23 protein-coding genes and 2 tRNA genes are annotated in these 24,793 nt (G+C 72.6%); 16 read left to right on the top strand and 9 right to left on the bottom strand.

All coding sequences use genetic code 11. The features are described 5' to 3' along the window. The first annotated feature begins 69 nt into the window (after positions 1 to 69). From gyrA to Q2K16_RS20325, 5 genes are all read left to right on the top strand, one after another. Entirely contained in the window at positions 70 to 2,589 is a 2,520-nt protein-coding gene (gene gyrA / locus Q2K16_RS20345) for a DNA gyrase subunit A (RefSeq protein ID WP_302739342.1), read from the top strand. Between the two features lie 4 nt (positions 2,590 to 2,593). Further along, the gene (locus tag Q2K16_RS20340; protein ID WP_302739341.1) at positions 2,594 to 3,490 is read left to right on the top strand and encodes a DUF3566 domain-containing protein; all 897 of its coding nucleotides are present in this window, start codon (positions 2,594 to 2,596) and stop codon (positions 3,488 to 3,490) included. Positions 3,491 to 3,770: 280 nt separating this feature from the next. After that, a tRNA-Ile gene (locus tag Q2K16_RS20335) sits at positions 3,771 to 3,844 on the top strand. Between the two features lie 49 nt (positions 3,845 to 3,893). Continuing rightward, entirely contained in the window at positions 3,894 to 4,022 is a 129-nt protein-coding gene (locus Q2K16_RS20330) for a DLW-39 family protein (protein ID WP_211291697.1), read from the top strand. Positions 4,023 to 4,054: 32 nt separating this feature from the next. After that, positions 4,055 to 4,130: transfer RNA gene (locus tag Q2K16_RS20325), tRNA-Ala, on the top strand. A 56-nt stretch (positions 4,131 to 4,186) separates the two neighbouring features. Here Q2K16_RS20325 and Q2K16_RS20320 read toward each other — a convergent pair. Continuing rightward, complete coding sequence (locus Q2K16_RS20320) at positions 4,187 to 4,768, bottom strand: tyrosine-type recombinase/integrase (protein WP_302739340.1); 582 nt, start codon at positions 4,766 to 4,768, stop codon at positions 4,187 to 4,189. 806 nt (positions 4,769 to 5,574) lie between these two features. Beyond that, the gene (locus tag Q2K16_RS20315) at positions 5,575 to 7,062 is read right to left on the bottom strand and encodes a hypothetical protein (protein ID WP_302739339.1); all 1,488 of its coding nucleotides are present in this window, start codon (positions 7,060 to 7,062) and stop codon (positions 5,575 to 5,577) included. An 856-nt stretch (positions 7,063 to 7,918) separates the two neighbouring features. Between Q2K16_RS20315 and Q2K16_RS20310 the strand changes: the two genes are divergently transcribed. Next, positions 7,919 to 8,260: a DUF952 domain-containing protein gene (locus tag Q2K16_RS20310; RefSeq protein ID WP_302739338.1), complete on the top strand. Its 342-nt coding sequence runs from the start codon at positions 7,919 to 7,921 to the stop codon at positions 8,258 to 8,260. Between the two features lie 57 nt (positions 8,261 to 8,317). Here Q2K16_RS20310 and Q2K16_RS20305 read toward each other — a convergent pair whose 3' ends face one another. Then, complete coding sequence (locus tag Q2K16_RS20305; RefSeq protein ID WP_302739337.1) at positions 8,318 to 9,070, bottom strand: HAD family hydrolase; 753 nt, start codon at positions 9,068 to 9,070, stop codon at positions 8,318 to 8,320. Positions 9,071 to 9,242: 172 nt separating this feature from the next. Here Q2K16_RS20305 and Q2K16_RS20300 point away from each other — a divergent pair, with 172 nt between their 5' ends. Further along, complete coding sequence (locus Q2K16_RS20300; RefSeq protein WP_302739336.1) at positions 9,243 to 9,572, top strand: hypothetical protein; 330 nt, start codon at positions 9,243 to 9,245, stop codon at positions 9,570 to 9,572. A gap of 20 nt (positions 9,573 to 9,592) precedes the next feature. Then, entirely contained in the window at positions 9,593 to 10,618 is a 1,026-nt protein-coding gene (locus tag Q2K16_RS20295) for an L-threonylcarbamoyladenylate synthase (RefSeq protein ID WP_489671791.1), read from the top strand. Between the two features lie 12 nt (positions 10,619 to 10,630). Here Q2K16_RS20295 and Q2K16_RS20290 read toward each other — a convergent pair whose 3' ends face one another. Then, entirely contained in the window at positions 10,631 to 15,067 is a 4,437-nt protein-coding gene (locus tag Q2K16_RS20290; protein WP_302739335.1) for a cation-translocating P-type ATPase, read from the bottom strand. A 197-nt stretch (positions 15,068 to 15,264) separates the two neighbouring features. Between Q2K16_RS20290 and Q2K16_RS20285 the strand changes: the two genes are divergently transcribed. The 4 genes from Q2K16_RS20285 to Q2K16_RS20270 all read left to right on the top strand — a co-directional run bounded on the left by Q2K16_RS20285 (position 15,265) and on the right by Q2K16_RS20270 (position 17,935). After that, positions 15,265 to 15,525 (top strand): hypothetical protein, encoded by a 261-nt coding sequence (locus tag Q2K16_RS20285; protein ID WP_302739334.1) that lies wholly within the window; start codon positions 15,265 to 15,267, stop codon positions 15,523 to 15,525. Between the two features lie 83 nt (positions 15,526 to 15,608). Then, a complete protein-coding gene (locus tag Q2K16_RS20280) occupies positions 15,609 to 16,979 on the top strand; it encodes an MFS transporter (RefSeq protein ID WP_302739332.1) in 1,371 nt (456 codons plus the stop codon). Between the two features lie 124 nt (positions 16,980 to 17,103). Further along, positions 17,104 to 17,298, top strand: coding sequence for a hypothetical protein (locus Q2K16_RS20275; protein WP_088647200.1), 195 nt, complete (start codon positions 17,104 to 17,106; stop codon positions 17,296 to 17,298). 88 nt (positions 17,299 to 17,386) lie between these two features. Continuing rightward, complete coding sequence (locus tag Q2K16_RS20270; RefSeq protein WP_302746554.1) at positions 17,387 to 17,935, top strand: YbaK/EbsC family protein; 549 nt, start codon at positions 17,387 to 17,389, stop codon at positions 17,933 to 17,935. A 70-nt stretch (positions 17,936 to 18,005) separates the two neighbouring features. Here the strand turns inward: Q2K16_RS20270 and Q2K16_RS20265 are convergent, their stop codons facing one another. The 4 genes from Q2K16_RS20265 to Q2K16_RS20250 all read right to left on the bottom strand — a co-directional run bounded on the left by Q2K16_RS20265 (position 18,006) and on the right by Q2K16_RS20250 (position 19,992). Continuing rightward, the gene (locus tag Q2K16_RS20265) at positions 18,006 to 18,638 is read right to left on the bottom strand and encodes a DsbA family oxidoreductase (RefSeq protein ID WP_302739329.1); all 633 of its coding nucleotides are present in this window, start codon (positions 18,636 to 18,638) and stop codon (positions 18,006 to 18,008) included. Between the two features lie 20 nt (positions 18,639 to 18,658). Further along, positions 18,659 to 19,084, bottom strand: a complete 426-nt coding sequence (locus tag Q2K16_RS20260; protein ID WP_302739327.1) for a SufE family protein — start codon at positions 19,082 to 19,084, stop codon at positions 18,659 to 18,661. A 166-nt stretch (positions 19,085 to 19,250) separates the two neighbouring features. Continuing rightward, positions 19,251 to 19,670, bottom strand: coding sequence for a CBS domain-containing protein (locus tag Q2K16_RS20255; RefSeq protein WP_145917201.1), 420 nt, complete (start codon positions 19,668 to 19,670; stop codon positions 19,251 to 19,253). Between the two features lie 58 nt (positions 19,671 to 19,728). Next, entirely contained in the window at positions 19,729 to 19,992 is a 264-nt protein-coding gene (locus Q2K16_RS20250; RefSeq protein WP_302739325.1) for a His/Gly/Thr/Pro-type tRNA ligase C-terminal domain-containing protein, read from the bottom strand. A gap of 251 nt (positions 19,993 to 20,243) precedes the next feature. Between Q2K16_RS20250 and Q2K16_RS20245 the strand changes: the two genes are divergently transcribed. The 3 genes from Q2K16_RS20245 (at position 20,244) to Q2K16_RS20235 (ending at position 22,675) form a co-directional block, all read left to right on the top strand. Continuing rightward, positions 20,244 to 21,014 carry an SGNH/GDSL hydrolase family protein gene (locus tag Q2K16_RS20245; protein WP_302739324.1) on the top strand — a complete coding sequence of 257 codons (771 nt, stop codon included), beginning with the start codon at positions 20,244 to 20,246 and terminating at the stop codon, positions 21,012 to 21,014. Between the two features lies 1 nt (position 21,015). Continuing rightward, the gene (locus Q2K16_RS20240; RefSeq protein WP_302739322.1) at positions 21,016 to 21,705 is read left to right on the top strand and encodes an imidazolonepropionase-like domain-containing protein; all 690 of its coding nucleotides are present in this window, start codon (positions 21,016 to 21,018) and stop codon (positions 21,703 to 21,705) included. A gap of 67 nt (positions 21,706 to 21,772) precedes the next feature. After that, positions 21,773 to 22,675, top strand: a complete 903-nt coding sequence (locus tag Q2K16_RS20235) for a sulfurtransferase (protein ID WP_302739320.1) — start codon at positions 21,773 to 21,775, stop codon at positions 22,673 to 22,675. 136 nt (positions 22,676 to 22,811) lie between these two features. On the opposite strand, the gene Q2K16_RS20230 is transcribed toward Q2K16_RS20235, so the two are convergent. Then, positions 22,812 to 23,366, bottom strand: coding sequence for a TetR/AcrR family transcriptional regulator (locus Q2K16_RS20230; RefSeq protein ID WP_302739318.1), 555 nt, complete (start codon positions 23,364 to 23,366; stop codon positions 22,812 to 22,814). A 100-nt stretch (positions 23,367 to 23,466) separates the two neighbouring features. On the opposite strand from Q2K16_RS20230, the gene Q2K16_RS20225 reads away from it, so the two are divergent. Then, entirely contained in the window at positions 23,467 to 24,660 is a 1,194-nt protein-coding gene (locus Q2K16_RS20225) for an FAD-dependent oxidoreductase (RefSeq protein WP_302739317.1), read from the top strand. Positions 24,661 to 24,793: the final 133 nt, after the last annotated feature.

The following is a 24,793-nucleotide window of genomic DNA, read 5'->3' as shown; positions in this document are numbered from 1 at the left end:
ACAGCCTGGCCGGTATCCACAGCGTTATCCACAGCACGAACACGACTCTGAGTCTGATAAGGGTTAACAGTGACCGATACTCCCGAGTCCACCCCGAACGAGCCGGAGACCCCCGAGACACTGGCGGCGGTCGTCCAGCACGACCGGATCGAGCCGGTCGGGCTCGAGGTCGAGATGCAGCGTTCGTACCTCGACTACGCGATGAGCGTGATCGTCGGGCGGGCGCTGCCGGACGTCCGGGACGGGCTCAAGCCGGTCCACCGCAAGATCCTCTACGCCATGTACGACTCGGGCTACCGGCCGGACCGGGGTTACGTGAAGTGCTCCCGGGTCGTCGGGGACGTGATGGGGCAGTTCCACCCGCACGGCGACTCGGCCATCTACGACGCCCTGGTCCGGATGGCCCAGCCCTGGGCGCTGCGCTACCCCCTGGTCGACGGCAACGGCAACTTCGGCTCGCCTGGAAACGATCCGGCTGCCGCGATGCGCTACACCGAATGCAAGCTGGACCCGCTGGCGATGGAGATGCTGCGGGACATCGACGAGGACACCGTCGATCTCCAGGACAACTACGACGGCCGGGCCAAGGAGCCCACCATCCTGCCGTCGCGTATTCCCAACCTGCTGGTCAACGGCTCCGAGGGCATCGCGGTCGGGATGGCCACCAAGATCCCGCCGCACAACCTGCGCGAGATCGGCGCGGCGGTGCAGTGGTGCCTGGAGAATCCGGAGGCCGACGAGGCGACCACCCTCGAAGCGCTGCTGGAGATCGTCAAGGGTCCCGACTTCCCGACCCACGGGCTGATCGTCGGTCAGTCGGCCATCCAGGACGCGTACCGGACCGGTCGCGGGTCGATCCGGATGCGCGCCGTGGTGGAGGTCGAGGAGGACAAGCGGGGCCGGCCAGCGCTGGTGGTCAGCGAGCTGCCCTACCAGGTCAACCCGGACAACCTGGCCGAGCGGATCGCCGAGCTGATCAAGGAGGGCAAGCTCGGCGGCATCGCCGACATCCGGGACGAGTCCTCCGGGCGTACCGGCATGCGGATCGTGCTGGTGCTCAAGCGCGACGCGGTCGCCAAGGTGGTGCTGAACAACCTCTACAAGCACACCCAGCTCCAGGAGACCTTCGGCGCCAACATGCTGGCCCTGGTCGACGGGGTGCCGCGCACGCTCAACCTGGCCCAGTTCATCAGGTACTACGTCGAGCACCAGATCGAGGTGATCCGGCGGCGGACCGCGTTCCGGCTGCGCAAGGCCGAGGAGCGGGCGCACATCCTGCGCGGTCTGGCCAAGGCGCTGGACGCGCTGGACGAGGTGATCGCCCTGATCCGGCGTTCGCCCACCGTCGACGACGCCCGGCAGGGCCTGATCCGGCTGCTGGAGATCGACGAGATCCAGGCGACCGCGATCCTGGACATGCAGCTGCGCCGGCTGGCCGCCCTGGAGCGGCAGCGCATCCTGGACGACCTGGCCAAACTCGAACTGGAGATCGCCGACCTCAAGGACATCCTCGCCAAGCCGGAGCGGCAGCGGAAGATTGTCTCCGAGGAGCTCAGCGAGATCGTCGCGAAGTGGGGCGACGAGCGGCGTACGAAGATCATCCCGTTCGACGGCGAGGTCTCGATGGAGGACCTCATCGCCCGCGAGGACGTGGTGGTCACCATCACCCGCACCGGGTACGCCAAGCGTACCAAGGTCGACCTCTACCGCTCGCAGCGGCGCGGCGGCAAGGGAGTGAGCGGCGCGACGCTGCGGCAGGACGACATTGTCAGCCACTTCTTCGTATGCTCCACGCACGACTGGATTCTGTTCTTCACCAACAAGGGCCGCGTGTACCGGGCCAAGGCGTACGAGTTGCCGGAGGCCAGTAGGGTGGCCAAGGGCCAGCACGTGGCCAACCTGCTCGCCTTCCAGCCGGACGAGCAGATCGCGCAGATCATCGAAATCCCGAACTACCAGGTGGCTCCCTACCTGGTACTGGCCACGAGAAACGGCCTGGTGAAGAAGACCCGACTCGAGGAGTTCGACTCCAACCGGTCCGGCGGCGTCATCGCGATCAACCTGCGCGATGAGGACGAGCTGGTCGGTGCCGTACTCGCGGCGCCGGAGGAGGACCTGCTGCTCGTCTCCAAGAAGGCCCAGGCGATCCGGTTCAACGCCTCCGACGAGGCGCTGCGCCCGATGGGCCGGGCCACCTCGGGTGTGATCGGCATGCGCTTCACCGACGACGACGTCCTGCTGGCCATGGAGGTTGTCCGGGAGGGCCTGGACGTGCTGGTGGCCACGAACGGGGGATATGCGAAACGCACCCCCATCGAGGAATACCCGGTCCAGGGCCGGGGAGGTAAGGGCGTGTTGACTGCGAAGATCACCGAGCGCCGCGGTGGTCTGGTCGGCGCGGTCGTGATCGACCCGGACGACGAGCTGTTCGCGATCACCAGCAACGGCGGCGTCATCCGGACTCCGGTGAAGCCTGTACGCCGTACCCGTGACCGGAACACAATGGGGGTCAAGCTGATGGACCTCCCGGACGGCGTGACTATCGTGGCGATTGCTCGCAATGCCGACGAGCCTGACGAACAGGACTAGTTGAATGACGGAGACACAGGCGAAGTCGGGGAACAAGGGGACCTCGGCCACCCCGGTCGACGAGGAGGCCGCCAAGAGCGGTACAACCCCCGCCGGCCGCGCCGCCGTGGGTCGGGCCACCGTCCCCGCCGACGCGCCTGCCCCGAAGTTCACCCGGGCACCCGGCATGGCACCGCCGCCGGACAAGCCCGGTGAGGACTCGGGGGCGACCGAGAAGCCCCAGCCGACGGGCACCGACGCGCCCTCCTCGGCCACCCAGCCGATGGCGGCGGCCCGGTCGAGCAACACGACACAGCCGATCGCGGTGGGAGCCGCCACATCCCCGTCCACGACCGGCACCCAGCCGAAGGTCGGCGGTTTCCGGCCGACCCCGGACAACACCCGTCCCACCGCGGGGGCGGGTAACGCCCGACCCGCCAACGGTGGCGGCCTGCCTCCGGGCATCGGTGGCGCGGCCGCCGTCGGTGCCGCGCGGGTGGGTGACGCGGTACGCGCCGCGCGTACCTCGGTCAGTTCGGCGGCCTCCCGGGGGCCGCGCCGGGCCCGGCTGAACCTCAAGCGGATCGACCCGTGGTCCGTGATGAAGTTCGCCTTCGCCGTCTCCGTGGTGCTGTTCATCGTGGTGGTCGTGGCGACCTCGGTGCTCTACCTCGCGCTGGACGCGATGGGCGTGTTCCAGAGCGTCAACGACAGCCTCACCGACCTGGTCAGCGCCAGCGGCGGGCAGGGCACCAACAGCGGCTTCCAGATCACCGCGAAGGGCGTCATCCTGACGTCCGCCCTCGTCGGGCTGGTCAACGTGGTGCTGTTCACCGCGCTCGCCACCCTGGGGGCGTTCGTCTACAACGTCTGCGCCGACCTGGTCGGCGGGATCGAGCTGACGCTCGCCGAGCGCGACTGATCCGACCCGACGCCGGGGCACCGCGAACAGCGGTCGCCCCGGCGTCGTGCTTCCCCACCCCGGTGGCCGTGTCCGAGCGGGCCTTGGGTCGATCCAGCGGTGTCCGGGGTGTCCCGATGCCGCTGTTACCCGTCACGGGAGTGGATCTCCGGCCCCCGGGCCGGGAGAAAGGGCTCGCCCTGTTGCGGGCCGACCGGTACGGTCGGGAAGGCACGGGAGCGTCGGCCACCCCGATTTGGGAGCGGACGACGCGATGGGTTAATCTTGCTCGTCGCCACGCGGGGCTATAGCTCAGTCGGTTAGAGCGCAGAGCTGATAACTCTGAGGTCGCTGGTTCGATTCCAGCTAGCCCCACCGCACACCGTTCCGACGGGCAGTCGAGTCGAGCGCGAGGGGTCGCCCCATGTTCAAGAAGCTTCTGTTCCTGGTCGGCATCATCGGCGTCGCCGCTGTGGTGGCCAAGAAGGTCAAGGAATCCAACGACGAGCGCGCCCTGTGGCACGAGGCGACCACCTCGCCCGACCTGCGCTGACCAGCCAGCACCCGGCGGCTCGACCCGCCCTCGGGGCCCTAGCTCAACTGGCAGAGCACTGCCTTTGCAAGGCAGGGGTTAGGGGTTCGAGTCCCCTGGGCTCCACCAGCACTTTCCTTGGTTGATCTCGACCCCGAGTACAGCCATTCGTACAGCCAAGGCGTTCACGCCGTCCCTTCCTCGCCGAGCACGCGATCGATTGCCGAGGCAGCCTGACGAGCCCGCGCCGGCAGGACGTGCCCGTACGTGTCGGCCGTCATTCGGATCGTGGAGTGCCCGAGCAGCTCCATGACGGTTCGCAGCTCCTCGCCCTGGTCGAGGAGGAACGTGGCGAAGGCGTGCCGCAGGTCGTGCAGGTGGAGCCAATCCAGACCGGCCGCCGAGCGGAGCTGTTCGAAGCGCCGGTTGACGTTTCGCGGCTCCATCGGAGTTCCGATCGTGCTGGCGAAGACCAAGCCGTGATCCGACCACACCTCACCGGCGGCAAGCCGCTCTTTGGCCTGACGTACCCGCTGCGACTCCAACGCCCGCACCGCCAGGCCTGACAGCGGTAGCGGACGACTCGATCGGTGCGTTTTCGGCGGAACGAACTCAAGACCACGGTCGGTTCGCTGGAGGGTTTGACGCACGAACAACGCCTCCCCCGGCAGATCGACATCGGACCAGCGCAGGCCCAGCAGAAGCCGGGTAGGACCGGGGGCGCGGGGACAGCGTTCACGGGCGGCAGACCGGTTCGGGCTGAACAAGTCGACGTTCTACGGCAGCTCGTGCCGGACGCATGGACGCGAACGCAGGTCGGGTTGCGCAGTCGTTGCGGGTGGGAGACGCCGGGTGGTTGGTGTCGTCGTACCCGTCCAGGTTGGCTCGGAGCTTGCGGTGATCTGTTGCCGAATTGGCCTGTAGTAGATCAAGCGCGCTCCGCGCGGCGCGGGCCGGGCGCGGTAACCGGCTCCTGCGGAGCCGCCGCCCCGCTCGCCTTCGGCGGCGGGGCGGAAAGTCAGCCGGCCCGAAGCCCACGCCCGCCCCGCGCGTCACCCCCTGGTTCCGTGAAGGGAACCGGTGACGAGTCCCGGAGACGACCGGGACCAGGACGACAACCCCGATCACCCGGACCGTCTTCCACCCCGTGACGCCTCACCGGCGACCGGTCGACGGCTGGTCGGACGGAGTTGCCGAACGGAATCCGTCGGGCCGCTCACGGGTCCGAGGTGGGAAAGGGGTGGAGGTGGGAAAGGGGCGGCGGGTGGTGGGGTTGGGGTTAGGGCTGTGCCTCCGGCGGGGGCCAGACGACTCCAGGATGGAGTTGCCGAACGTTGCGGTAGGTGGGTGGTTGGGGTGGGATGCCATCCCGCCAGCCACCGACCCAGGCAGAGCCGAGCAGATCAGGGCCAGGGCGACAAGGTCGTTCGTCCGGTAGGGCGCTCCACCTTGTCACCCTGGCCCTGATCCGCTCCACGGTGTGTGGGTCGGCGGCAGACGGGATGGCGCGGAGGCGGCTGGGGTCAAGAACGACGGGTGAGTCGCTCTTGCCCGAGGTCCACCATCGCGAAGGCTACGCAGCCTCGCCCGGCTGACCGTGCAACTCGTCACGCATGTCCTGCGGTGGCCTCACCTTCGAGGCGGAGGTCTTCTTGCGAGCGTCGATGATGACGGCGCGAACCTCGACTCCATGCCGCTGGGACGCGATGCGGGCGGCCTTGTGAACCTTGTCGATATGGCTACTGGTCATCTCGTCGTCGGTGTAGGCGATGGCGACGAAGAAGGCCACGTGGACCTCCTCGGAAATGGCGTACTGCGGGGTCTGGGCGAGGATGCCGTCCCAGAACTTCGAGTTCGACATCAGCTTCATCTCGACCACGGTGCGAGCCTTCCAGCCCTTGGCGAACTGGAAGTCGACCGGCCCTCGGCCGGCGTTCGCCTCACCGGCGATGCTGACGTCGTTGGCCCTGCAGTAGTGCTGCGCGCAGCTACGGAACAGCGACTGCACCTTCTTTTCCGGGAGGGAGACGCCCTGGTGCCAGAAGTTCTGCCAGTCGTCCTGGTGCTCGACGCCGTGTCGGAAGGACTGGATGATCGCGTTCACGAAGTCGGGGAACTCGCTGCGATCCTCGGGGAGGTGGTCCAAGGGCAAGCGGTCCGCCATCACCCCACCGAGCTCCCACCATTGGGTCCGCAGCTTCGGATCCTTGTCGATGGGGTAGGGCTCGTGCTCCTTGTGCTCCAGGTCCTTGAGGTACGAGGCGACGACTTCGGGGTTCTGACGCGCGAGCTTGGCCTTCACACGCCGGTCGACGTTGCGGGCGATGTCGTAGTTGAAGCTCCCGCGCAGTTCTTCCCCGTGGTTGCCCCACGCGTAGCGCCAGAAGCCGTTCACCGTGACCACCGGGATGTCCCTGAGGAACCGCTTCGGCACGAGGAGCACCGGTCGGCGCTTCTTGGCGAAGGGGTTGAGCGGCAGCTCGACCTCCTTCGTGTGCCAGCAGCCGTGCTCCTCGCTCCAGCTGGCGTTGTCCACCCGGAATGCCTCCATCGGCACGCCATGGCGTCGGGCGATGTCCTGGGTGTACCGGATGAAGTAGCTCTTGAGGATGTCGCACACCGCGTCGCTGATGCGGTCGAGTCCCATGCCACCCTGGAACAGGGCCAGCATCTCAAGGTGCGGCACGTTGTTGAACCCGAGGCCGAGCGCGGTCTTGATCCCCTCAAGCATGCCCTCCTGGAGGACTCGGCCACTTCCGGCACCGTCCGAGCTGCCCTCGGCGAGACCCAGGCAGAACTCCTTCGGCTCCGGGAAGAGGAGGAAGGACTTAGCCTGCTTCCACGCCGCGGACTGCTCGTTGCCCTGAGACTCGCGCACGAGCCGGAAGGCCGTAGCGAAGAAGTCCAGGGTGTGGTTGTGCGCCTCGAACCACCGTGCGTCGGTGTCGGGCCAGATGAGGAACGGATCGACACAGAAGTTCGTGTCGCTGGGCAGGTACGTGTCGAACCAGTCGTCCTGCGCGTTCGGCTCGATGCCGAAGTACTCGCTGAAACGGGCCATGCGGCCTACCCCTCTCATGGGCTGCGGGTGACGGTCACCCGCGGGCACGCTGACGCACGCCGCCAATGAGAAAAGCCACTTCCCCTACCGAGGAAGCAACGTCTCCTATAGTGTTCCGACTTGAGACAGCCAATCTCTGCGGAAACCCCGGCGGCGCGTCGACCCTGACGCATCCAGCGCCGGGGTTTTCTGCGTTGCTGGACAGCACAGTAGCAGACTGTCACGTCACTGCGCGTGTGTCCGAATCAAAATCGCATGGCTGTGACGGCGCTCACGGACAATTCGGACCACTACATGTGGCTTTCCACTTAGGAAAATCATCAACATGATGTGTTGGGAGGTCTTGTCGGACCCGCACAGTACAATCCGCAGTTCTCTTCGTGATCGATACGGAGAGTGACGATTTGTGTAATCTAAATTATATAAATGTAACTTAAAGTAGTGCTGGCTCCGGAGCTGCTTCACCTCTCGCGACAGCGGCCGTCAGTTCCTCGCCCGGACAGCTTCGGCTGCTCGATCCCTGCCCCGACGCGGCCTGGGTTAGTGCGGTGAGATACAGCCATCCGTACAGCCAAGCCGACCGACGCACGTGGTCCGAGGCCGACGATGGGCGGCACGGCGAGCAGGTAAGAGACGGTCACCGACGCTGACCGACAAGAGTCTTGATCTTTGCAAGGCAGGGGTTAGGGGTTCGAGTCCCCTGGGCTCCACTCGGAACTGATGTCGCCACGGCCGGGCCGGTCGGCGCACCTCGTTTTCTCTCCGGACCGCGTCCCCGCAGCTCAATTATGCTCGCGGTACCTGTGGCGGCCCGACCATGGTTGGCGACGAGCCGGCCGGTCTGCCACGCTGAGCCGTGCTGATCTACAAGATCCTGCTGCCCGCCGAGTGGTCGGAGTTCGAGGCCGACGGCGCTTTCGGCGGTTCCCCGTTCGACCGGAGCAGCGGTTTCGTCCACTGTTCGTCACGGGCACAGGTGGCCGCGACGGCGGTACGGTTCTTCGCGGCGGAGCCGGCGCTGGTGGTCGTAGCGCTCGACACCCGGCGGCTCGGCGCGGCCGTACGGTGGGAGGACTCCCCCGACGGCGGGTCGTTTCCGCACGTCTACTCGGCTCTGCCGCTCGACGCGGTGGTAGGTGTCCATCCGGTCGCCGGGGCGTCGGCGGTGGACGCCGCGCTCCCACCGGATCAGCGGTAGGCGGCATTCCGAACGCCCGCCGAACCGGGGAAAGCCGCCGGTCGGGATCGTTGCGACTCAGCCGGTGGCCCGCCGGAGCAGGGCGAGCAGACCGTGGCCGTCCTCGACCCGGGCGTCGGGGACGACGGCGGGGTGGGGCGGCTCCCGGTCGGTGCGGGGCGAGCGCATCAGGATCGCCGCGCCCGCACCGGCGCGGCGGGCGCACTCGACGTCGCGGCCCAGCGTGTCGCCGACGAACCAGCAGTGCGCGATCGGAACGTCGACCGCCGCCGCGGCCAGCAGCGCCAGTCGCGGGTTCGGCTTGCGGGGGCCCGCCTCGTCGCTGTAGAGCTGCGCGGCGAACAGGTCCGCCAGCCCGGCGTCGGCGAGGAAGTCCCGGTGCGCGGCACCGCAGAGGGTGTTGCTCACCACGGCCAGCGGCAGGCCCGCCCTGGCCGCCGCCCGGAGCACCTCCGGGACGCCGGGCCGCACCGCCCAGTCCGACCGGCGGGTCCAGGCGTACGACAGGGGGGTCGCTTCCCGGGCGACGGCGTCGCGGGCCGGCCCGGGCCACGACGGGGTGACGAACTCCGCCCAGACCCGGGCGTGCGGCAACTCCGTCGGGGCGGCCTCCCGGCCGGCCCCGTCCCGCCAGGCCGAGTACCTGCGTGCGCCCCCGGTCAGGTCGGCGGCGATCCGCTGCGGTGACACCGCGCCGTCGACGAGGTCGAACAGCCGCCGGACGAGTTCCGGTGGGGCCGGCGACTGGCCGGGCGCGTCGGCTAGCACGCCACCGAAATCCAACAGGAGGGCCTGCGGTACGCGGAGCATGCCGGTAATCCTCCCCCGCCCGGTCCACCAGGGGGCAGCGCCGGGGGGTGGGCGTCCTCTAACCTCTCGGCAATGGGAGTGGTCAAGCCGTGGCACCTGGTCGTCCTGATGCTCTGCTGCCCCGCGCTGGCCGTCGGCGGGGGCGTCTGGGCGCTGCGTCGCTCCCGTCGTCGTGGCTGACCCGGTGACACCGCCACCGGATGTCCGGGTCGTCGAGCTGCACTGCCGGGTCACCGTCGCGGTGGTCGACCCGTCCGCGTTGACCGCACACGCGGTCGCCGGGCTGCGCGCCGCCGGGATCGACTGGGCGCAGGAGGAGGACGATCTGCCCACCGCGATCGCGGAACTGCGCGTCGACCTCACCACGGCGCTTGCCTCCGTGACCGACATCTCCCGGCTCACCGACGGCGTGCCGGGGGTGGAGTTCCGGGGCGGGGCCTGCTGGGCGGAGGCCGCCGCGCCGCCTGCGGACGACGGGCACCCGCACCGGTCCGGGCGCTGACGGCAGGCTAGCGTCGGGGGGTGACCACTGGCTCTCCCCGCGTCCTGCCCGCCGCACACGACGGCATCGCCCAGGCCGCCGACGTGCTCCGGGCCGGCGGGCTGGTGGCCTTCCCCACCGAGACGGTCTACGGGCTCGGCGCGAACGCGTTGGACGCCAGGGCCGCGGCGCGGATCTTCGCGGCGAAGGCGCGGCCCAGCTTCGATCCGCTGATCACCCACCTGGCGGACGCCGACGACCTGCCGGCTCTCGTCGGCGCGTTGCCCCCGACCGTCGCGGCGCTGGCCGAGCGGTTCTGGCCGGGGCCGCTCACCCTGATCGTGGACCGGCCGGCCGTGATCCCGCCGATCGTCACCTCAGGCCTCGACACGATGGCCGTTCGGGTGCCCGACGAGGCGTCCGCCCGTGCGTTGATCCGGGCCGCCGGGGTGCCGGTGGCCGCACCGAGCGCCAACCGGTTCGGGCAGCTCAGCCCCACCCGCGCCGAGCACGTCGTCGGAGGGCTCGGCGCGGCCGTCGACGTGGTGCTCGACGGCGGCCCGACCCGCTGCGGCATCGAGTCGACCATCGTGGACGCACGCGGCCCGCAGGCGGTGGTGCTGCGCCTCGGGGCGCTCGCCGTGGAGGAACTCGTCGCGGCGGTCGGCCCGGTGACCGTCCGGCCGGGCAGCTCCGGGCAGCCGGTCGCCCCGGGGACGTTGGCCGCGCACTACGCGCCGCGTACCCCGCTGCGGGTGGTGCAGGGCGCGGTGCCGGCGTCGGCCGACGGGGTCCGGCGGGGCTACCTCGCCTTCCGGGCGGCCCCGGTGGCGGATTACGCGGCGGTGGAGGTGCTGTCGCCCGCCGGCGACGTGACCGAGGCCGCCGCCCGTCTCTTCGACGCGCTGCACCGGCTGGACGCGGCCGGGGTGACCGAGATCCTCGCCGAACCGGCCCCGGACGAGGGGGTCGGCCGGGCGGTCAACGACAGGTTGGGCCGCGCCGCCGCCACCTGGTCGCCGCCCCCGGCCCGACCCGCCGCCGCCTGGTCCCCGCCCGCGGTCTGACCGGCCGCAGGTCTAGCCTGCCGACGCCGGGTCGGCGGGCCCGCCCCGGGCCGGCAGGTGCTCCACCAGCCGGGTCAGCGCGCCGTTGGCGAAGGTCGCGCCGAGCGCCGACCCGGCGGCGATGCTCCACCCCAGCGGGCCGAGCGGGGTGCAGCCGAAGAACTGGCTCACCCCGGGGGTCTGCACCACGGCGGCGAGCACCCCGACCGACGCGGCCGTCGACGCGAGCACCGTCGGGCTGGTGCCCCCGGCCAGGACGGTCTGCCCCAGCTGGGTGCCGACCAGCGACACCAGGGCCACCGTGCCGGCGCGCCGTTCCCGGCCGGTCCACCGGGCCACCGTCCAGCCGGCGGTCGCCCCGAGGGTGGTGGCGGCGGCCCGCAGCCCGATCTCCCGGGTCATGGTGCCGCCGAGGGAGGCGTCCGGGCCCTCGCGGAGCAGCCCGTCGGCGTGGTCGGCGTCGGGGGGCCGTACGGCGATGGCCAGCGCCGGTGCCAGGTCGGTGAGCAGGTTCACCAGGAGCAGCTGCCGACCGTTGAGCGCAGACCGGCCGGTGACGGCGGCGCTGAGCACGCTGAACGCGATCTCGCCGAGGTTGCCGCCGACCAGGATGCTCAGCGCGTGGCGTACCGACGACCACATCGCCCGGCCCTCGACCAGGGTGGCGATGATGGTCTCCAGCCGGTCGTCGGTGACCACCAGGTCGGCGGCGGCGCGGGCGGCCGGGGTGCCCCGCTGGCCGAGGGCGATGCCCACGTCGGCCAGCCGGATCGCCGGGGCGTCGTTGGCGCCGTCCCCGGTCATCGCCACGGTCCGCCCGCACTTCTGCAACGCCTGGATGATCCGTACCTTGTGCGCCGGGGTGCACCGGGCCACCACGTCGGTCCGGCCCAGCCGCTCACCGAGCTCCGCGTCGTCCCACTGGTCCAGGTCGGTGGCGGTGACCACCCGTTGCCCGTCGGAATCCGGGCTGATCGCCGACGCGATCGCCTCGGCGGTGGCCGGATGGTCCCCGGTGATCATGATGGTGTGCACGCCGGCCTGCCTGATCCGGCGGACCGCCGGGGCGGCGCTGTCGCGTATCCCGTCGGCGAGGGCGAGGAAGCCGACGAAGACCAGCCCGCGTACCTGGTCGTCGGTGACCGCCTCGGCACCGACCCGGCACTCCGCCACGGCGAGGATGCGGTGCCCCGCCCCGGCCCGGTCGGCGAGCACGGTGTGCAGCCGCTCCCGGCGTTCGTCGTCAAGCGGCTCGTCCCGGCCGCCCGGCAGCCGCCACGCGCCGCACCGGGGCAGCACCGTCTCCGGGGCGCCCTTCACGCTGAGCAGCAAACCGTCTGCGGCCCGTCCGACTGTCGCGTGGTAGCCCCGGGACGGCTCGAACGGCAGCCCACCCACCGCCGTCCACCCGGCCGCACCGGTCTGCTCGGTCGCCTCCGCCTGCCGTGCGCCGTACCGGACCGCCCGGTCGGTGTGCTGCGGCAGCTCCTGTGGGTCGGCTGCGTAGGGGGTGGCGCGGAGCCCGGCGGCGAGGACCCGGCGCAGTTCGTCGTCGAGCCGGTCGACGGGTGCGAACCGGTCGCCGTCGCCGACCCCGGCGAGCAGCAGCCTGCCCTCGGTGAGGGTGCCCGTCTTGTCGAAGCAGAGCACGTCCACCCGGCCCAGCGCCTCGATGGTGCGCGGGTTGCGGACCAGCGCACCGTGCTCGGCCAGCCGTCGGGCCGCGGCCAGTTGGGCCGCGCTGACCAGGAACGGCAACCCCTCCGGCACCGACGCCACGGCCAGGTTCGCGGCGGTCGCCGCCGTCTGCCCCAGCGGTACGCCCCGCAGCAGTCCCGCCCCGGCCACCGCGACCGCCGACGCGACGGCCAGCGGGATCGCCGAGCGGGTGAGCCGGCCGAGCCGGGCCTCCACCCCGCTCTCCGGTGGGGCCTGTCGGGCCAGCGCGAGACTCCGCCCCGACTCGGTCGCCGCACCGGTGGCGACCACCACGGCGGTGCCGCGACCGGTGGCGACGGTGGTGCCCTCGTACAGCATGGAGGAGCGGTCGGCGAGGGCGGCGGCGACCACCGGGGCTGCCCCCTTGGGCACCGGCAGCGACTCACCGGTCAGCGACGACTCGTCGGCCTCCAGACCGTCGGCGGTGAGCACCCGGCAGTCGGCGGGCACCGCGTCCCCCGGGCCGAGGAGCACCACGTCGCCGGGGACGAGGTCCTCGGCGGCGGTCACCCGTTCCGCGCCGTCGCGCAGCACCGTGGCGGTGACCGCCGAGCGGGACAGCAGCTCGGCCAGCGCCCGGTCGGTGTTGCGCTGGTGCACCGCCCCGACCAGCGCCGATCCGCCGACCACGCCGCCGACCAGGGCCGCGTCGACGAGCGAACCGAACGCCGCCGACAGGACCGCACCGGCGGCCAGCACCGGCGTGAGCGGGTTGGCCAGCTCGTCGACGAACGCCCGGAACAGGCCGACCGGCCCGCCCGACGGGTCCGGGTCCGCGCGGTGCCGGCGTTGCGCCTCGGCGTCGGTCAGCCCCTCCGGGCCGGTGTCGAGGTGACGCAGCACGGTCGGGACCGGCATCAGGTGCCAGGCGGTGGCGGCCGCCGCCGGAGAGCCGTCCGGGCAGGGTAGCCGGCGGGCCCGCCACACCCCGTTGGCGAAGGCCAGCGCCGCCGCGCCGTTGACGGCGAGGAGGCTGCGGTCGGGCAGCTGCGGCGGCGCGGCGGTGAACGCGCCCAACGCGCCGAGGCCGGTGCCGGCCATGGCGAGCCGGATGTTCTGCCCGGTCATCCGCCGGGCCACCCCGGCCGCCTCGATGAGCAGCGCGGCGATCCGCAGGTCGGTGCCGACGAGCAGGTGGGCGCCCCACGGGGGCAGGTCGTCGGGGCCGGCCATACCGAGCCCGCAGTCGGACGCCGCCAACGCCGCCCGGTCGCCCGAGACCAGCATCACCACCGCGCCCTCGCGTTGCAGGGCCCGGACGGAGCCGGCGAGCCGGTCCCCGCCGGGCAGCACCGCGTCGGCGAAGCCGTACCGCTGCGGGTCGGGGCCGGCGACCACCAGGCGCAGGCCGGCGTGCCGGGCGGCGGCGGGCAGCGCGTCGACGCCGGGTGCCGGCTCGGGGGCGACCCGGACGACGGCGGTGAGGGTGCCACCGTGCACGAGACCGAGCAGCGGGCCGTCCGTCGCGCGCAGCCGCCGGCTCTGCGGGGTGTCCCCCGGGTCGGCGGCGTCGAGGCCGGCGAGCGGTCCGAGCCGCCAGCCGTCGGCCTCGTGGACGTCGTCCGGCCGGTCGGGGTCGAAGAGGGCGAACGCCCGGCCGGCCACCTCACCGGTGTCCGTGCCGGCCAGTGGGGCCAGATCGGCGAGGACACCCCGGGCCGAGCCGAGCACGGCCGCGTCCAGCACCACCGTGTCGATCCGGTCGAGTTCGCGCAGCACACTGCGGTCCATGGCGATCACGCCGCGCCGGGCCAGCACCCGGCCGAGTTGCGCGGCGTACCCCTCGCGCCCACTGCCGGGGGCCTTGGGCAGCGCGGCGAGCCCGAGCGCGGCGGCCCGTTTCGGCCCGACGACCGGCCACGCGGCGGCCCCGGCGGCGGCACCGGTGGCGAGCATCGTCGAGACGTACCGCTCGACGGGGCCGTCGGGCCGGGGGCAGGGCCGCCCGGGGCCGGGTGAGCGGGCGACGGCGCGTTCCGGGTCACCTGTCAGCCCCGGCTCGGCCCGGGTCCACGTGGTGAGCTGGGCGCGCGCCTCACCCCACTGCACGATCCGCTGCGCCCCGTCGAGGACGATGCCGGCCCAGCCGCCGGTGAGGCCCTGCACGACCGCCTCGGCGAGCGGGAACAGCACCTCGGTGCGCCGGTCGGCGCGCCAGCCCCGGCCGGCCAGGTCGTGCAGCTTCGGGTGCAGGTCGACGGCGGTGAGCAGGCCGGCCACCTCGCCCGGGACCGGCGTGAACGGCAGGATGCGGGTGGCGGCGGAGATGGTCAGGCCCAGCGCGTCGGAGGCGAGCGCGCCGAGGGTCCGGGGGGTACGCGGCCCGTCCTCCGGCGGGTGCGGCGGCGGGATCTCCGGGTCCGGCTCGTGCGGGCAGATCCGCTCCACCCGGGCCACCGTGTCGATCAGGTCGCGCAGTTTCGGCTTCGGCTCCTCGACGGCCACCACCACCCGGCCGGAGGGGGCGTTCACCCGGGCCCACGCCACCCCGGGCATCCGTTCCAACGCCGCCTCGACCTGACGGGCAAGCCGGTCGCCGCCGTCCTGGCAGACGCCGTGCACCTCGATGTGGTGCCGGCCGTTGCGGGACCACACCCGACGGCGGGCCAACCCGGCGACGCGGGCCAGCCGGCCGGCGGCCGAACCGACGGTACGGGACGCCCCGTCGAGCAGCGGTGGCACCGGCACCGACGGGAGGACCCGGCCGGCGAACCGGCCCAGCGTGGTCATCGAGGGGTACGGCCGGATCGGTCCCGCCCACTGCCGCCGTACGCCATCTCGCCTCCCGCGTTCGTCAGGCGGCCTGGCTTCCCGGCCGGGCGTCCGTTATGCCCCCCGACCGGGGGAAGTTTCCGCCGGTGACGGGGCATGGACGGCGGTGCCTGTGGAATCCCGCTGACGACCCGACGAGCGGCAGGGAGGCCGAAATGACCACGATCACGCGTCATCTCAGCGGCGGTCACGAGATGCTCCGGGCGTACACCCGACGGGTGGAGGTGCCGATGCTGGGCGAGGTGGCGGTGCCGCCACCGGACAAGATCGCCTATTACGCCGGGCTGGGGGTGCTCGCCGCCCTCCAGGTCATCGAGTGGCCGCTCGCCCTGGTGATCACCGCCGGTCACCTGCTCGCCGACCAGCACCTGTCGGGGCTGGCCAAGGGTCTCGGGGAGGCGCTGGAGTCGGCCTGACGAGACCGGGCTCACCCTTGACCTGAACCCGGGTGCAGGTCGCAGGCTGGGCGCATGTCTGACGTACCGCCCGGCGTCACCAGGTGACCGCCACCCTGACGCCTGCCACCCGCCTCTACGACCCGCGCCTGCGGACGATGACGGTGGGCAGTGTCGCCCTGGTGTCGCTGCTCGCCTTCGAGGCGTTGGCGGTGGGCACCGCCATGCCCACGGTGGCCCGCGCGCTGGACGGTCTGGGGCTCTACGCGCTCGCCTTCGGCGGCTCGTTCGCCGCCGGTGTGCTGGCCATGGTGCTCTCCGGGATCTGGTGCGACGCCCGGGGGCCACGGGGGCCGATGTGGGCCGGGGTCGGCCTGTTCGTCGTCGGTCTGTTCGTCGCCGGGAGCGCCGACGCGATGGGCACCCTGGTGGTCGGTCGGGCGGTGCAGGGTTTCGGCTCCGGGTTGCTCTCCGTCGCGTTGTACGTGGTGGTCGGGCAGGCGTACCCGGAGGAACTGCGGCGTCGGGTGTTCGCCGCGTTCGCGGCGGCGTGGGTCGTACCGTCGCTGGTCGGGCCGGCGCTGGCCGGGCTGATCGTGGAGTACCTGGGCTGGCGGTGGGTCTTCCTCGCCGTACCGGTGGTGGCGCTGCCGGCGGTGCTGCTCGTCGAGTCGGGCCTGCGGACGCTGCACCGACCGCCGCCGGCCGGGCCACCGGCGGGCGCGGCGGCCCGGATCGGGTGGGCGGCCGGGGCGGGGGTGAGCGCCGCGCTGCTGCACCACGGGGGGCAGCAGCGCGGTGTGCTCGCGGTGACCCTGGTGGCGGCGGCCCTGGCCGGCCTGGTGGTCTGTGCGCCCCGGCTGCTGCCGGCGGGGTTTCTGCGGGCGGCCCGGGGCCTGCCCACGGTGGTGGGTCTGCGCGGGTTGGCGGCGGCGGCGTTCGCGGGCGCGGAGGTGGTCATCCCGCTGATGCTGTCTCGGGAACGCGGCTTCTCGCCGACCGCCGCCGGCCTGGTGCTGACCGTCGGGGCGCTGTCCTGGTCGGTGGGTTCCTGGGCGCAGGGTCGGCTGCCGCCGCCACGGTCCTCGGCGACCCTGCCCCGGCTCGGGCTGGCCTGCGTGGCGGCGGGCACGGCCACTGTCACCCTCGCCGTCTGGCCGGCGGTGCCGGTGGCGGTCGGGGTGGCCGGTTGGGCGGTGGCCGGGCTGGGGATGGGTCTGGCGTTCCCGGCGCTGTCGGTGTTGACGCTGGCCCTGTCGGCCCCCGACGAGCAGGGGCGCAACAGTTCCTCGCTGCAACTGGCCGACTCGTTGTTCACCGCCACCGTGCTGGCGTTGACCGGCACGGTGCTCGCCGCCGGGACGACGCCCGGCCCGGCCGGGTACGCGGGGACGCTCGCCGTGGCGGTGGCGTGTGCGCTGCTCGGCGCGCTGCTCGCCGGCCGGGTGGTGCCGGCCCGGGGACGCCCCGCCTGATCCAGGCGATTCCCGCCCCGGTACGACCCTCGCCCGGTGCGGTCGCCGGACCTGGCCGACACGTACGGGGGAACCGACCGAAGATGAGTCGGCTACGGGTTACGGTTCTGCCTACCGTGACCCCATGGTGGTCTTCGTCGTCACGGTGCTGCTCTACGTCTTCGGTCTGGTCTTCCTCTACGGGGTGATCCGTCTCGCCGTGCGGCACGGCATGGAGGATCTGGAGGCCCGCCGGCCCCAGGTGCTGCGGGGTGCGCAGTCGGCGTCGGCCGACGACCGGGCGTTCCTGCGGGAGAACTCCTTCCTCGGCGGCAACTGACCTGCCGGGCCCGTGGCGGCGCCGGGGGTGACCTGGGGGTGGCCCGACGGGCGGCCTGCGGTCCAGGGGTGCGAGGATCGCTGCCGTGATGGGAACGTTGCAGACCGAGCCCGCCCGGACCCGCCCCGACCTGCTGGCGGCACCGGTGGCCGCCGCGCTGACGTCGTGGCCGGCGCAGGCGCCCGTCGACGTCGACGCCGTCCTGGTAGCTCCGATCGACGCCACCCTGGCCGACACGGCCGCCTTCTGCGCGGCGTACGGGGTGGGGCTGGACGTGTCGGCCAACTGCGTGGTGATCGCCGGCAAGCGGGAGGGTGAGATCCGGTACGCCGCCTGCGTGGTGCTCGCCACCACCCGCGCGGACGTCAACGGGGTGGTTCGCCGGACGCTGGACGTGCGCAAGGCGAGCTTCGCCCCGATGGCCGAGGCGGTTGAGTCGACCGGGATGGAGTACGGCGGGATCACCCCGATCGGGCTCCCCGAGTCCTGGCCGATCCTGGTCGACGCCCGGGTGGTCGCCACCCCGCACGTGATCATCGGATCCGGCGTACGGCACAGCAAGATCGCCCTGCCCGGGCCGGCGCTCGGCGCGCTGCCCGGGGCGCGGGTGGTGGAGGGCCTGGCCCGGCCCGCCTAGCCATTCCTTTCCATCGATGTTGTTGCACGTGAAACATCGCGCCTGTCGATGTCGCCCCGGCGCGCGGGCGTCAGGCGGTCGACTCCCGCTGGGTGACCTCGGTCAGGGCGGCGAGCAGCGTCTCGGGCTCCTGCGCGCCGGTGACGCCGTACTTGCCGGCGAGGACGAAGGTCGGCACGCTTGTCACCCCGAGTTGGTGGGCGGTGGTCAGGTCGGCGGCCAGTTCGCGGCGGCCCGCGTTCGAGGCCAGGTACTCGCGCGCCTCGGCCTCGTCCAGCCCGACCGAGGCGGCCAACGCCACCAGCGCCTCCGGCGAACCGACGTCGACCCCGTCGGTGAAGTGCGCCCGGTAGAGCGCCTCGACCAGCTCGCCCGCCCGCCCGTGACCGTCGGCGAACCGGACCAGCCGGTGCGCGTCGAAGGTGTTGGCGTTCACCGCCCGGTCGAAGTTCAACGTCAGCCCCACCCCGGCGGCGACCTGGGTGACCTGGCCGGCCATCGACTCGGCCCGCTCCCGGCCGCCGAACTTCGTGGCCAGCGCGTCGAGCAGCGGCCGGGGCATGGTCACCGGCGACGGGTCGAGCTGGAACGGCCGGTACCTGACGGTCACCTCGCCGTCGTACGACGCCAGGGCCTGTTCGAGGCGGCGCTTGCCGATGTAGCACCAGGGGCAGACCACGTCGGCGTAGATCTCGATCTCCATGATCGGAGACAACCCGCAGCTCAGCCCGCTTGTTCCCGTACCTGTCGCTTGAGCCGGGCCAGGATGGCGGTGCCGCCGCGCACCCGCAGCGGGCTGATCGCCTGCGCCAGGCCCATCCGCTGGTAGAGGTCGTCCGGCACGTCAAGCACCTGCGCGGCGCTCGCCCCGGCCAGCCCCTCGGCGAGGATGCCGGCGAAGGCCCGGGTGGTCGGCGCCTCCGGCGGGCAGTCGAACACGGTGGTCACCGTGCCGTCGGGGGCGACCTCGGCGCGCAGGAAGAACGCCGTCTGGCACTCGGGGACCTGCTCCAGGTCGTCGCGGTCCACCCCGGCCGGCAGCGGCGGGACCACGTCGGCGTACTCCAGCAGCATCTCTAGCACCACGTCGCGGGGCGCGTCGGCGAACTCGTCGACGATCTCGGCCAGCTTCGTCGGCATCTCGGGCATCCCGCCAGGCTACCGCCGCCCCCTACCTTCCTCGCTCGACGGTCGGCCCGGACCTCGACCTGAGCAGTCGGTCCGGCCGGAGGCGGCTCCACCTGCCCCCGGCCGCGTCACCGTGCGCTCCGACCGTCGTTCCCGCCCGCCCCGGTTGCCGACCGTCGTTCCCGGCTCAGTTGTTCGGGGCGCCCTCGCTGATGTCGGCAAGCGCCGAGCTGGGGTCGAGCTGCATCGCCAGGTCGCCCAGGGAGACGATGCCGACGAGCTTGCGTTCGTTGTCGCAGACCAGGATGCGCCTGATGTTGCGCTCGCGCATCAACGCCGCCGCCTCCCCGGCCGTGGAGTGCTGCTCGATCATCACCACCTCCCGCGTGATGATCGAGCCGATCGTGGTGCTGGTCGGGTCGCTGCACTCGGCCACCGCCCGGACCACGATGTCCCGGTCGGTCAGCAGACCCGCCAGCGTGGAGCCGTCGGTGACCACCACGTCCCCGATGTCGGCCTCCTTCATCACCCTGGCCGCCTCGTCCAGGGTGGTCTCCGCCGGCAGGTACACCACCTGCTTCGTCATCACGTCACTGACCCGGTACATGAGAGCCTCCGAACAACACCCGTGGTCGATCCGACTTCGGTACCCCATGGCACGTCCGCTACACCCCGTTGCCGCGAACCCGACTCAGCAGTTGGTCGGCCAGGCCGTCCCACGGCACCTCGTCGCGTCCACCGGTCGCCCGGTCGCGCACCTCGACGTACCCGTCGGCGAGGTGGCGACCGACCACGACGACACACGGGATGCCGATCAGCTCGGGCTTGGTGCGGCGGGGGTAATTCGATGGACGTGGTTTTCTGGGGCGGTGAGCATCGGGGGTATGCCCCGCCCCCACCGGCCGGCGGGGTGGGGCGGGCGGTGGCATGGGGCCGACATAGCGGTGTCCGGAGGTGCGGGATACCGCTATGTCGGCCCCGAGGAGTCGATCAACCCGACCCAGGCGAGTCGATCAACGCCGATCCGGAAGAGTCGATCAACGCTGGTCCAGGTGAGTGGATCAAGGGTGCGGAGTGACTGTCGATGACCTGCGCCACGTTGGGGCGGTGGGCGGCGACAGGCGACGGCCGGCCGGTGACACACTGGTCGCCGCGGTCGACGAGGGCATGAGGGGGCGGCGTGCGCTGGCGGAGCTTCGTGGCGGTCGGGGACAGTTTCACCGAGGGCATGGACGACGCGTACCCGGACGGCACCTACCGGGGCTGGGCGGACCTGGTGGCGACCCGGCTGGCCGCCGAGGCCGGCCCGGACTTCGGCTACGCGAACCTGGCCATCCGGGGACGCCTCTTCCCGAGCGTCGTCGCCGAGCAGGTGCCCGCCGCGCTCGCCATGAAACCCGACCTGATCAGCTTCGCGGCCGGCGGCAACGACGTGCTGCGGCGCACCTTCGACCCGGACGCGTTGGCCACCAGGTTCGACGCCGTGGTGGCCCGGCTGCGCGCCAACGGCGCCGACGTGATCCTCTTCCGGTTCGCCGACGTGCTGGCCCGGCTGCCCGGCCAGCGTCTCGTCTCCCCCCGGATCGAGCTGGTCAACCGGGTCGTCGGCGAGACCGCCGAGCGGCATGGCGCGATCCTGGTCGACCTGTTCGCCGACGACACGTACCGGCTCAACCCGATGCTCTGGAGCCCCGACCGGCTGCACCTGTCCGCCGCCGGGCACCGGCGGGTCGCCGCCCAGGTGCTGACCGCGCTCGGGGTGGGCTGCGACGAGGAGTGGCTGCTGGTGCCGGAGCACCCGGCCGCCACCCCGTGGCTCGCCGCCCGCGCCTCCGACCTGCGCTGGGTCGGCCGGCACCTGGCCCCGTGGATCACCCGCCGGCTCACCGGCCGATCCTCCGGTGACACGGTCACCGCGAAGCGCCCGATCCTCGGCCCGGTCGCCGACTGACGTGCGCACCCTGCACACCGCCCCGCTGCTGCGCCTCACCCGGGGCGACGAGCCGCCACCCGGCCGGACGGCACCGGGCGACGAGCCGCCGTCGGTCCGGGTGACGCCAGACGACGAGCCGCCGTCGGTCCGGGTGACGCCAGACGACGAGCCATCGCCGGGCCGGGCGGTGCCGGCCGACGACGAGCCGCTGTCGGGCCGGGCGGCTCCGGTCTCCGGTTGCTCGCTGTCGGACCGGTCGGCGCTGGGCGACGGTGGGTCGCTGTCGGACCGGTCGGCCCTGGGTGACGATGGGTTGCTGTCGGGCTGGGCGGTGCTGGTCGACGGGGACCGGATCGAGGCGGTCGGCCCGGCCGGGGAGCTGACGCGGGCGTACCCGATGGTGCGGGTGCGGCGGTGGCCCGGCACACTCGGGCCGGCGCTGGTGCACGACGGGCCGCTGCCCCCGGCGGCCAGCCCGCGCGAACGGGTGCACGCGCTGCTGCGGGTCGGGGTCGGCGCGGTGCTCGCCGCGCACCTGGCCGACCCGGCGCTACGGGCGGCGGTGGCCCGCAACGACGTCGCCGTCCTCGACACGGCACGAACCCCGGCCCTCACCGTCGGCAGTCGCGCCGACCTGGCCGTCTTCGCCGACGACGGACGCTGCCTCGCCACCGTCGTCGCCGGCCGCCTGGTGCACCGCCGCGCCTGACCCGACCGACGTCCTTCCGGGAGCAACGGGCGGTCGGCACCCCGGATTCCGGCGTAACTTGGGGCTCATGTCTGTGCCGAGTGATCCGCATCCCCGCCTCCAGTCGTACGCCGACCCGCAGCGGCTGGTCACCACCGAGTGGCTGGCCGAGCACCTCGGCGACGAGGGTCTCGTCGTTGTCGAATCCGACGAGGACGTACTGCTCTACGACACCGGTCACCTCCCGGGGGCCGTCAAGGTCGACTGGCACACCGAGTTGAACGACCAGGTGACCCGGGATTACCTGGACGCGGAGAGCTTCGCCGAGCTGTGCGCGGCCAAGGGCATCGGCCGCGACGACACGGTGGTCTTCTACGGCGACAACTTCAACTGGTGGGCCGCGTACGCGCTGTGGGTGTTCACCCTGTTCGGCCACCCCGACGTGCGGCTGCTCGACGGCGGCCGGCAGAAGTGGATCGCCGAGGGGCGCGAGCTGACCCGGGAGAAGACGGTCCGGCCGCGCGCCGACTACCCGGTGCCGCAGCGCAACGACGCGCCGGTCCGGGCGTACCGGGAGCAGGTGATGGCGCACGTGGCGGCGGGCCGGCCGCTGGTCGACGTCCGCTCGCCGGGTGAGTACACGGGCGAGATGCTGCACATGCCCGACTATCCGCAGGAGGGCGCGCTGCGCGGCGGGCACATCCCGGGCGCGGTGAGCAAGCCGTGGAAGTCCGCCGCGAACGACGACGGCACCTTCAGGTCGGCCGACGAGCTGCGGGCCATCTACACCGACCAGCTCGGGTTGAGCCCGGCCGACGACGTGGTGGCGTACTGCCGGATCGGCGAGCGGTCCAGCCACACCTGGTTCGTGCTGCACCACCTGCTGGGCTTCCCGCAGGTGCGCAACTACGACGGTTCGTGGACCGAGTGGGGCAACCTGGTCCGGGCCCCCGTGGTGCGGGGCGACCAGCCCGGCGGCCTGGCCGGCTGACCAGCCCTCCGCCGGGCCTGGGGTCGCGCCCGACTGGGTCGCGCTTGGGCGGATGTTGCGGTATCCCAGCCTCGGGACACCGCAACGTCCGCCAATTGCGTCGCGTCGACCCGGCGGCCGGCCCGTGGGACGGGGGTCAGGTGGGGGTGCGGAGGTAGCGGTGGACGGTGGGAGCCAGCCAGGTGACCAGGTCGGCTGGCGGGGTGTCGACCACCGGGGGCAGGCGTAGCACGTACCGGGTCAGCGCCAGGCCGAGCATCTGGCTGGCGACCAGCCCGGCCCGCCGGGGCGCCTGCGCCGGATCGGGTACGACGGCGGCCACCGCCGCGCCGAGCTGGTCGGTGAAGACCGCCCGCATCCGGTCGGCCGCACCCTGGTTGGTGGCGGCGGTACGCAGGAGCGCGACCAGCGTCCCGTCGCCCTCCCACCGGTCGAGGAAGTGCCTGACCAGCACCTCACCGAGCTGGTCGGTGGGCTGGTCGGCGAGGTCCGGCAGCCGCAGGTCGAACTCGGCGGCCGCCGCGAACAACCCCTCCTTGCTGCCGTAGTAACGCATCACCATGGACGGGTCGATCCTGGCGTCGGCGGCGATGGCCCGGATGGTGGCGCGCTCGTACCCGTCGGCGGCGAAACGCTGCCGGGCTGCGGTCAGGATCGCGGCCCGGGTGGCGTCCGATCGGCGGGCAGTCATGTCCCCGACTCTATGCCAACAGGCGTTGACCTCCGGTGTCCACCCGGCCTACCGTTGCCAACAACTGTTGGCAAACGCTCGTTGGCAACGGAGGTGGGAGATGCTGCCCGCGCAGACCGACGTCCTGGTGGTGGGAGCCGGCCCGACCGGACTGACCGTCGCGGCCACCCTCGCCCGACAGGGCGTCGAGGTGACGGTGGTCGACCGGGCGTCCGTGCCGCCGGTCACCTCCCGGGCCGCCGTCGTGCACGCGTACACACTTGAGGTGCTGGATCGGATCGGCGTCACCGCGCCGCTGGTGGCCCGGGGACTGCGGGCGTCGCGCTTCACCGTGCGGGACCGCGACCGGGTGCTGCTCACCCTCGGCTTCGGGGACCTGCCGTCGACGTACCCGTACGCGCTGCTGGTCTCCCAGTCGGTGACCGAGGCGGTGCTCACCGAACGGCTGGCCGCCCTCGGCGGGCAGGTGCACCGGCCGTACCAGCTCACCGGCCTGGACCACGACGGCGACGGGGCGGTCGCCGGCTTCGCCGACGGGACGAGCGTGCGGGCCCGCTGGGTGGTCGGCGCGGACGGCATGCACAGCACCGTCCGTGACCTGGCCGGCATCGACTTCGGTGGCCCGGCCGACGTGGGCGAGTCGTTCCTGCTCGCCGACGTCCGGGTGAACAGCGTGCTCCCCCGCGACGAGGTCGCGCTCTTCCTCGCCCGGCCGGGTCCGCTGGTGTGGGCCCCCCTGCCGGACGGCGTGGTCCGGCTGGTCGCCGCCGTCGCCGACGCGCCCCGCGACCCGGACGCCGCCCGGCTCCAGGCGCTGCTCGACGAGCGCGGACCGACCCGGCGGCCGGACCGGGTGACCGACGTGCTCTGGAGTTCCCGGTTCCGCGTCCACCACCGGATCGCCGACCGCTACCGGCGTGGCCGGGTGCTGCTCGCCGGGGACGCCGCGCACGTGCACAGCCCGGCCGGTGGGCAGGGGATGAACCTCGGCATCTGCGACGCGGTGGCCCTCGGTGCCGCTCTCGGCGACGTCCTCGCCGGCCACCCCGACACCCTGCTGGACGACTACGCCGCCAGCCGTCGACCACTCGCCGAGGAGGTCGTCGGCTTCGCCGCGAGGCTGACCCGGCTGGCCACCCTGCCGCCCGCCGGCCGGCCGCTGCGGGACGTGGCGCTGCGCGCGGTGTCGGGGATGCCGCCGGTACGCCGCCGGATCGCGCTGCGACTCGCCGGCCTCCAGCAGCGCGCGACGACCCTCCGTCGGGGGGAGGAGCGGCAAGCCGGTCGGCGGTAGTTCGGCGGTAGACCCGACACGCGGTCGTCGGGCAGGGGAACCTGCTGGGGGAGCCCCGGCGGCCACCGGCGGCACCCGGCCCGGCGGCACGCGAGCCGGCACCCGCGCGGCGGCCACTGTCCGCCTGGTGAAC

Source organism: Micromonospora cynarisoli, assembly GCF_030518815.1.
GTDB lineage: Bacteria > Actinomycetota > Actinomycetes > Mycobacteriales > Micromonosporaceae > Micromonospora > Micromonospora wenchangensis.
The sequence above is the reverse complement of the archived record's forward strand: the minus strand, read 5'-3'. Positions and strand labels throughout refer to the sequence as shown.

Bases quoted from the DNA above. Each gene is read 5' to 3' on its own strand.
- Q2K16_RS20305 (WP_302739337.1), bottom strand. From the start codon at position 9,070: ATGCTCCGCGTACCGCAGGCCCTCCTGTTGGATTTCGGTGGCGTGCTA.
- Q2K16_RS20340 (WP_302739341.1), top strand. From the start codon at position 2,594: ATGACGGAGACACAGGCGAAGTCGGGGAACAAGGGGACCTCGGCCACC.
- Q2K16_RS20260 (WP_302739327.1), bottom strand. From the start codon at position 19,084: ATGCCCGAGATGCCGACGAAGCTGGCCGAGATCGTCGACGAGTTCGCC.
- Q2K16_RS20265 (WP_302739329.1), bottom strand. From the start codon at position 18,638: ATGGAGATCGAGATCTACGCCGACGTGGTCTGCCCCTGGTGCTACATC.
- Q2K16_RS20275 (WP_088647200.1), top strand. From the start codon at position 17,104: ATGGTGGTCTTCGTCGTCACGGTGCTGCTCTACGTCTTCGGTCTGGTC.
- Q2K16_RS20330 (WP_211291697.1), top strand. From the start codon at position 3,894: ATGTTCAAGAAGCTTCTGTTCCTGGTCGGCATCATCGGCGTCGCCGCT.
- Q2K16_RS20250 (WP_302739325.1), bottom strand. From the start codon at position 19,992: ATGCCACCGCCCGCCCCACCCCGCCGGCCGGTGGGGGCGGGGCATACC.
- Q2K16_RS20290 (WP_302739335.1), bottom strand. From the start codon at position 15,067: ATGACCACGCTGGGCCGGTTCGCCGGCCGGGTCCTCCCGTCGGTGCCG.
- Q2K16_RS20285 (WP_302739334.1), top strand. From the start codon at position 15,265: ATGACCACGATCACGCGTCATCTCAGCGGCGGTCACGAGATGCTCCGG.
- Q2K16_RS20225 (WP_302739317.1), top strand. From the start codon at position 23,467: ATGCTGCCCGCGCAGACCGACGTCCTGGTGGTGGGAGCCGGCCCGACC.
- Q2K16_RS20235 (WP_302739320.1), top strand. From the start codon at position 21,773: ATGTCTGTGCCGAGTGATCCGCATCCCCGCCTCCAGTCGTACGCCGAC.
- Q2K16_RS20230 (WP_302739318.1), bottom strand. From the start codon at position 23,366: ATGACTGCCCGCCGATCGGACGCCACCCGGGCCGCGATCCTGACCGCA.
- Q2K16_RS20255 (WP_145917201.1), bottom strand. From the start codon at position 19,670: ATGTACCGGGTCAGTGACGTGATGACGAAGCAGGTGGTGTACCTGCCG.
- Q2K16_RS20315 (WP_302739339.1), bottom strand. From the start codon at position 7,062: ATGGCCCGTTTCAGCGAGTACTTCGGCATCGAGCCGAACGCGCAGGAC.
- Q2K16_RS20270 (WP_302746554.1), top strand. From the start codon at position 17,387: ATGGGAACGTTGCAGACCGAGCCCGCCCGGACCCGCCCCGACCTGCTG.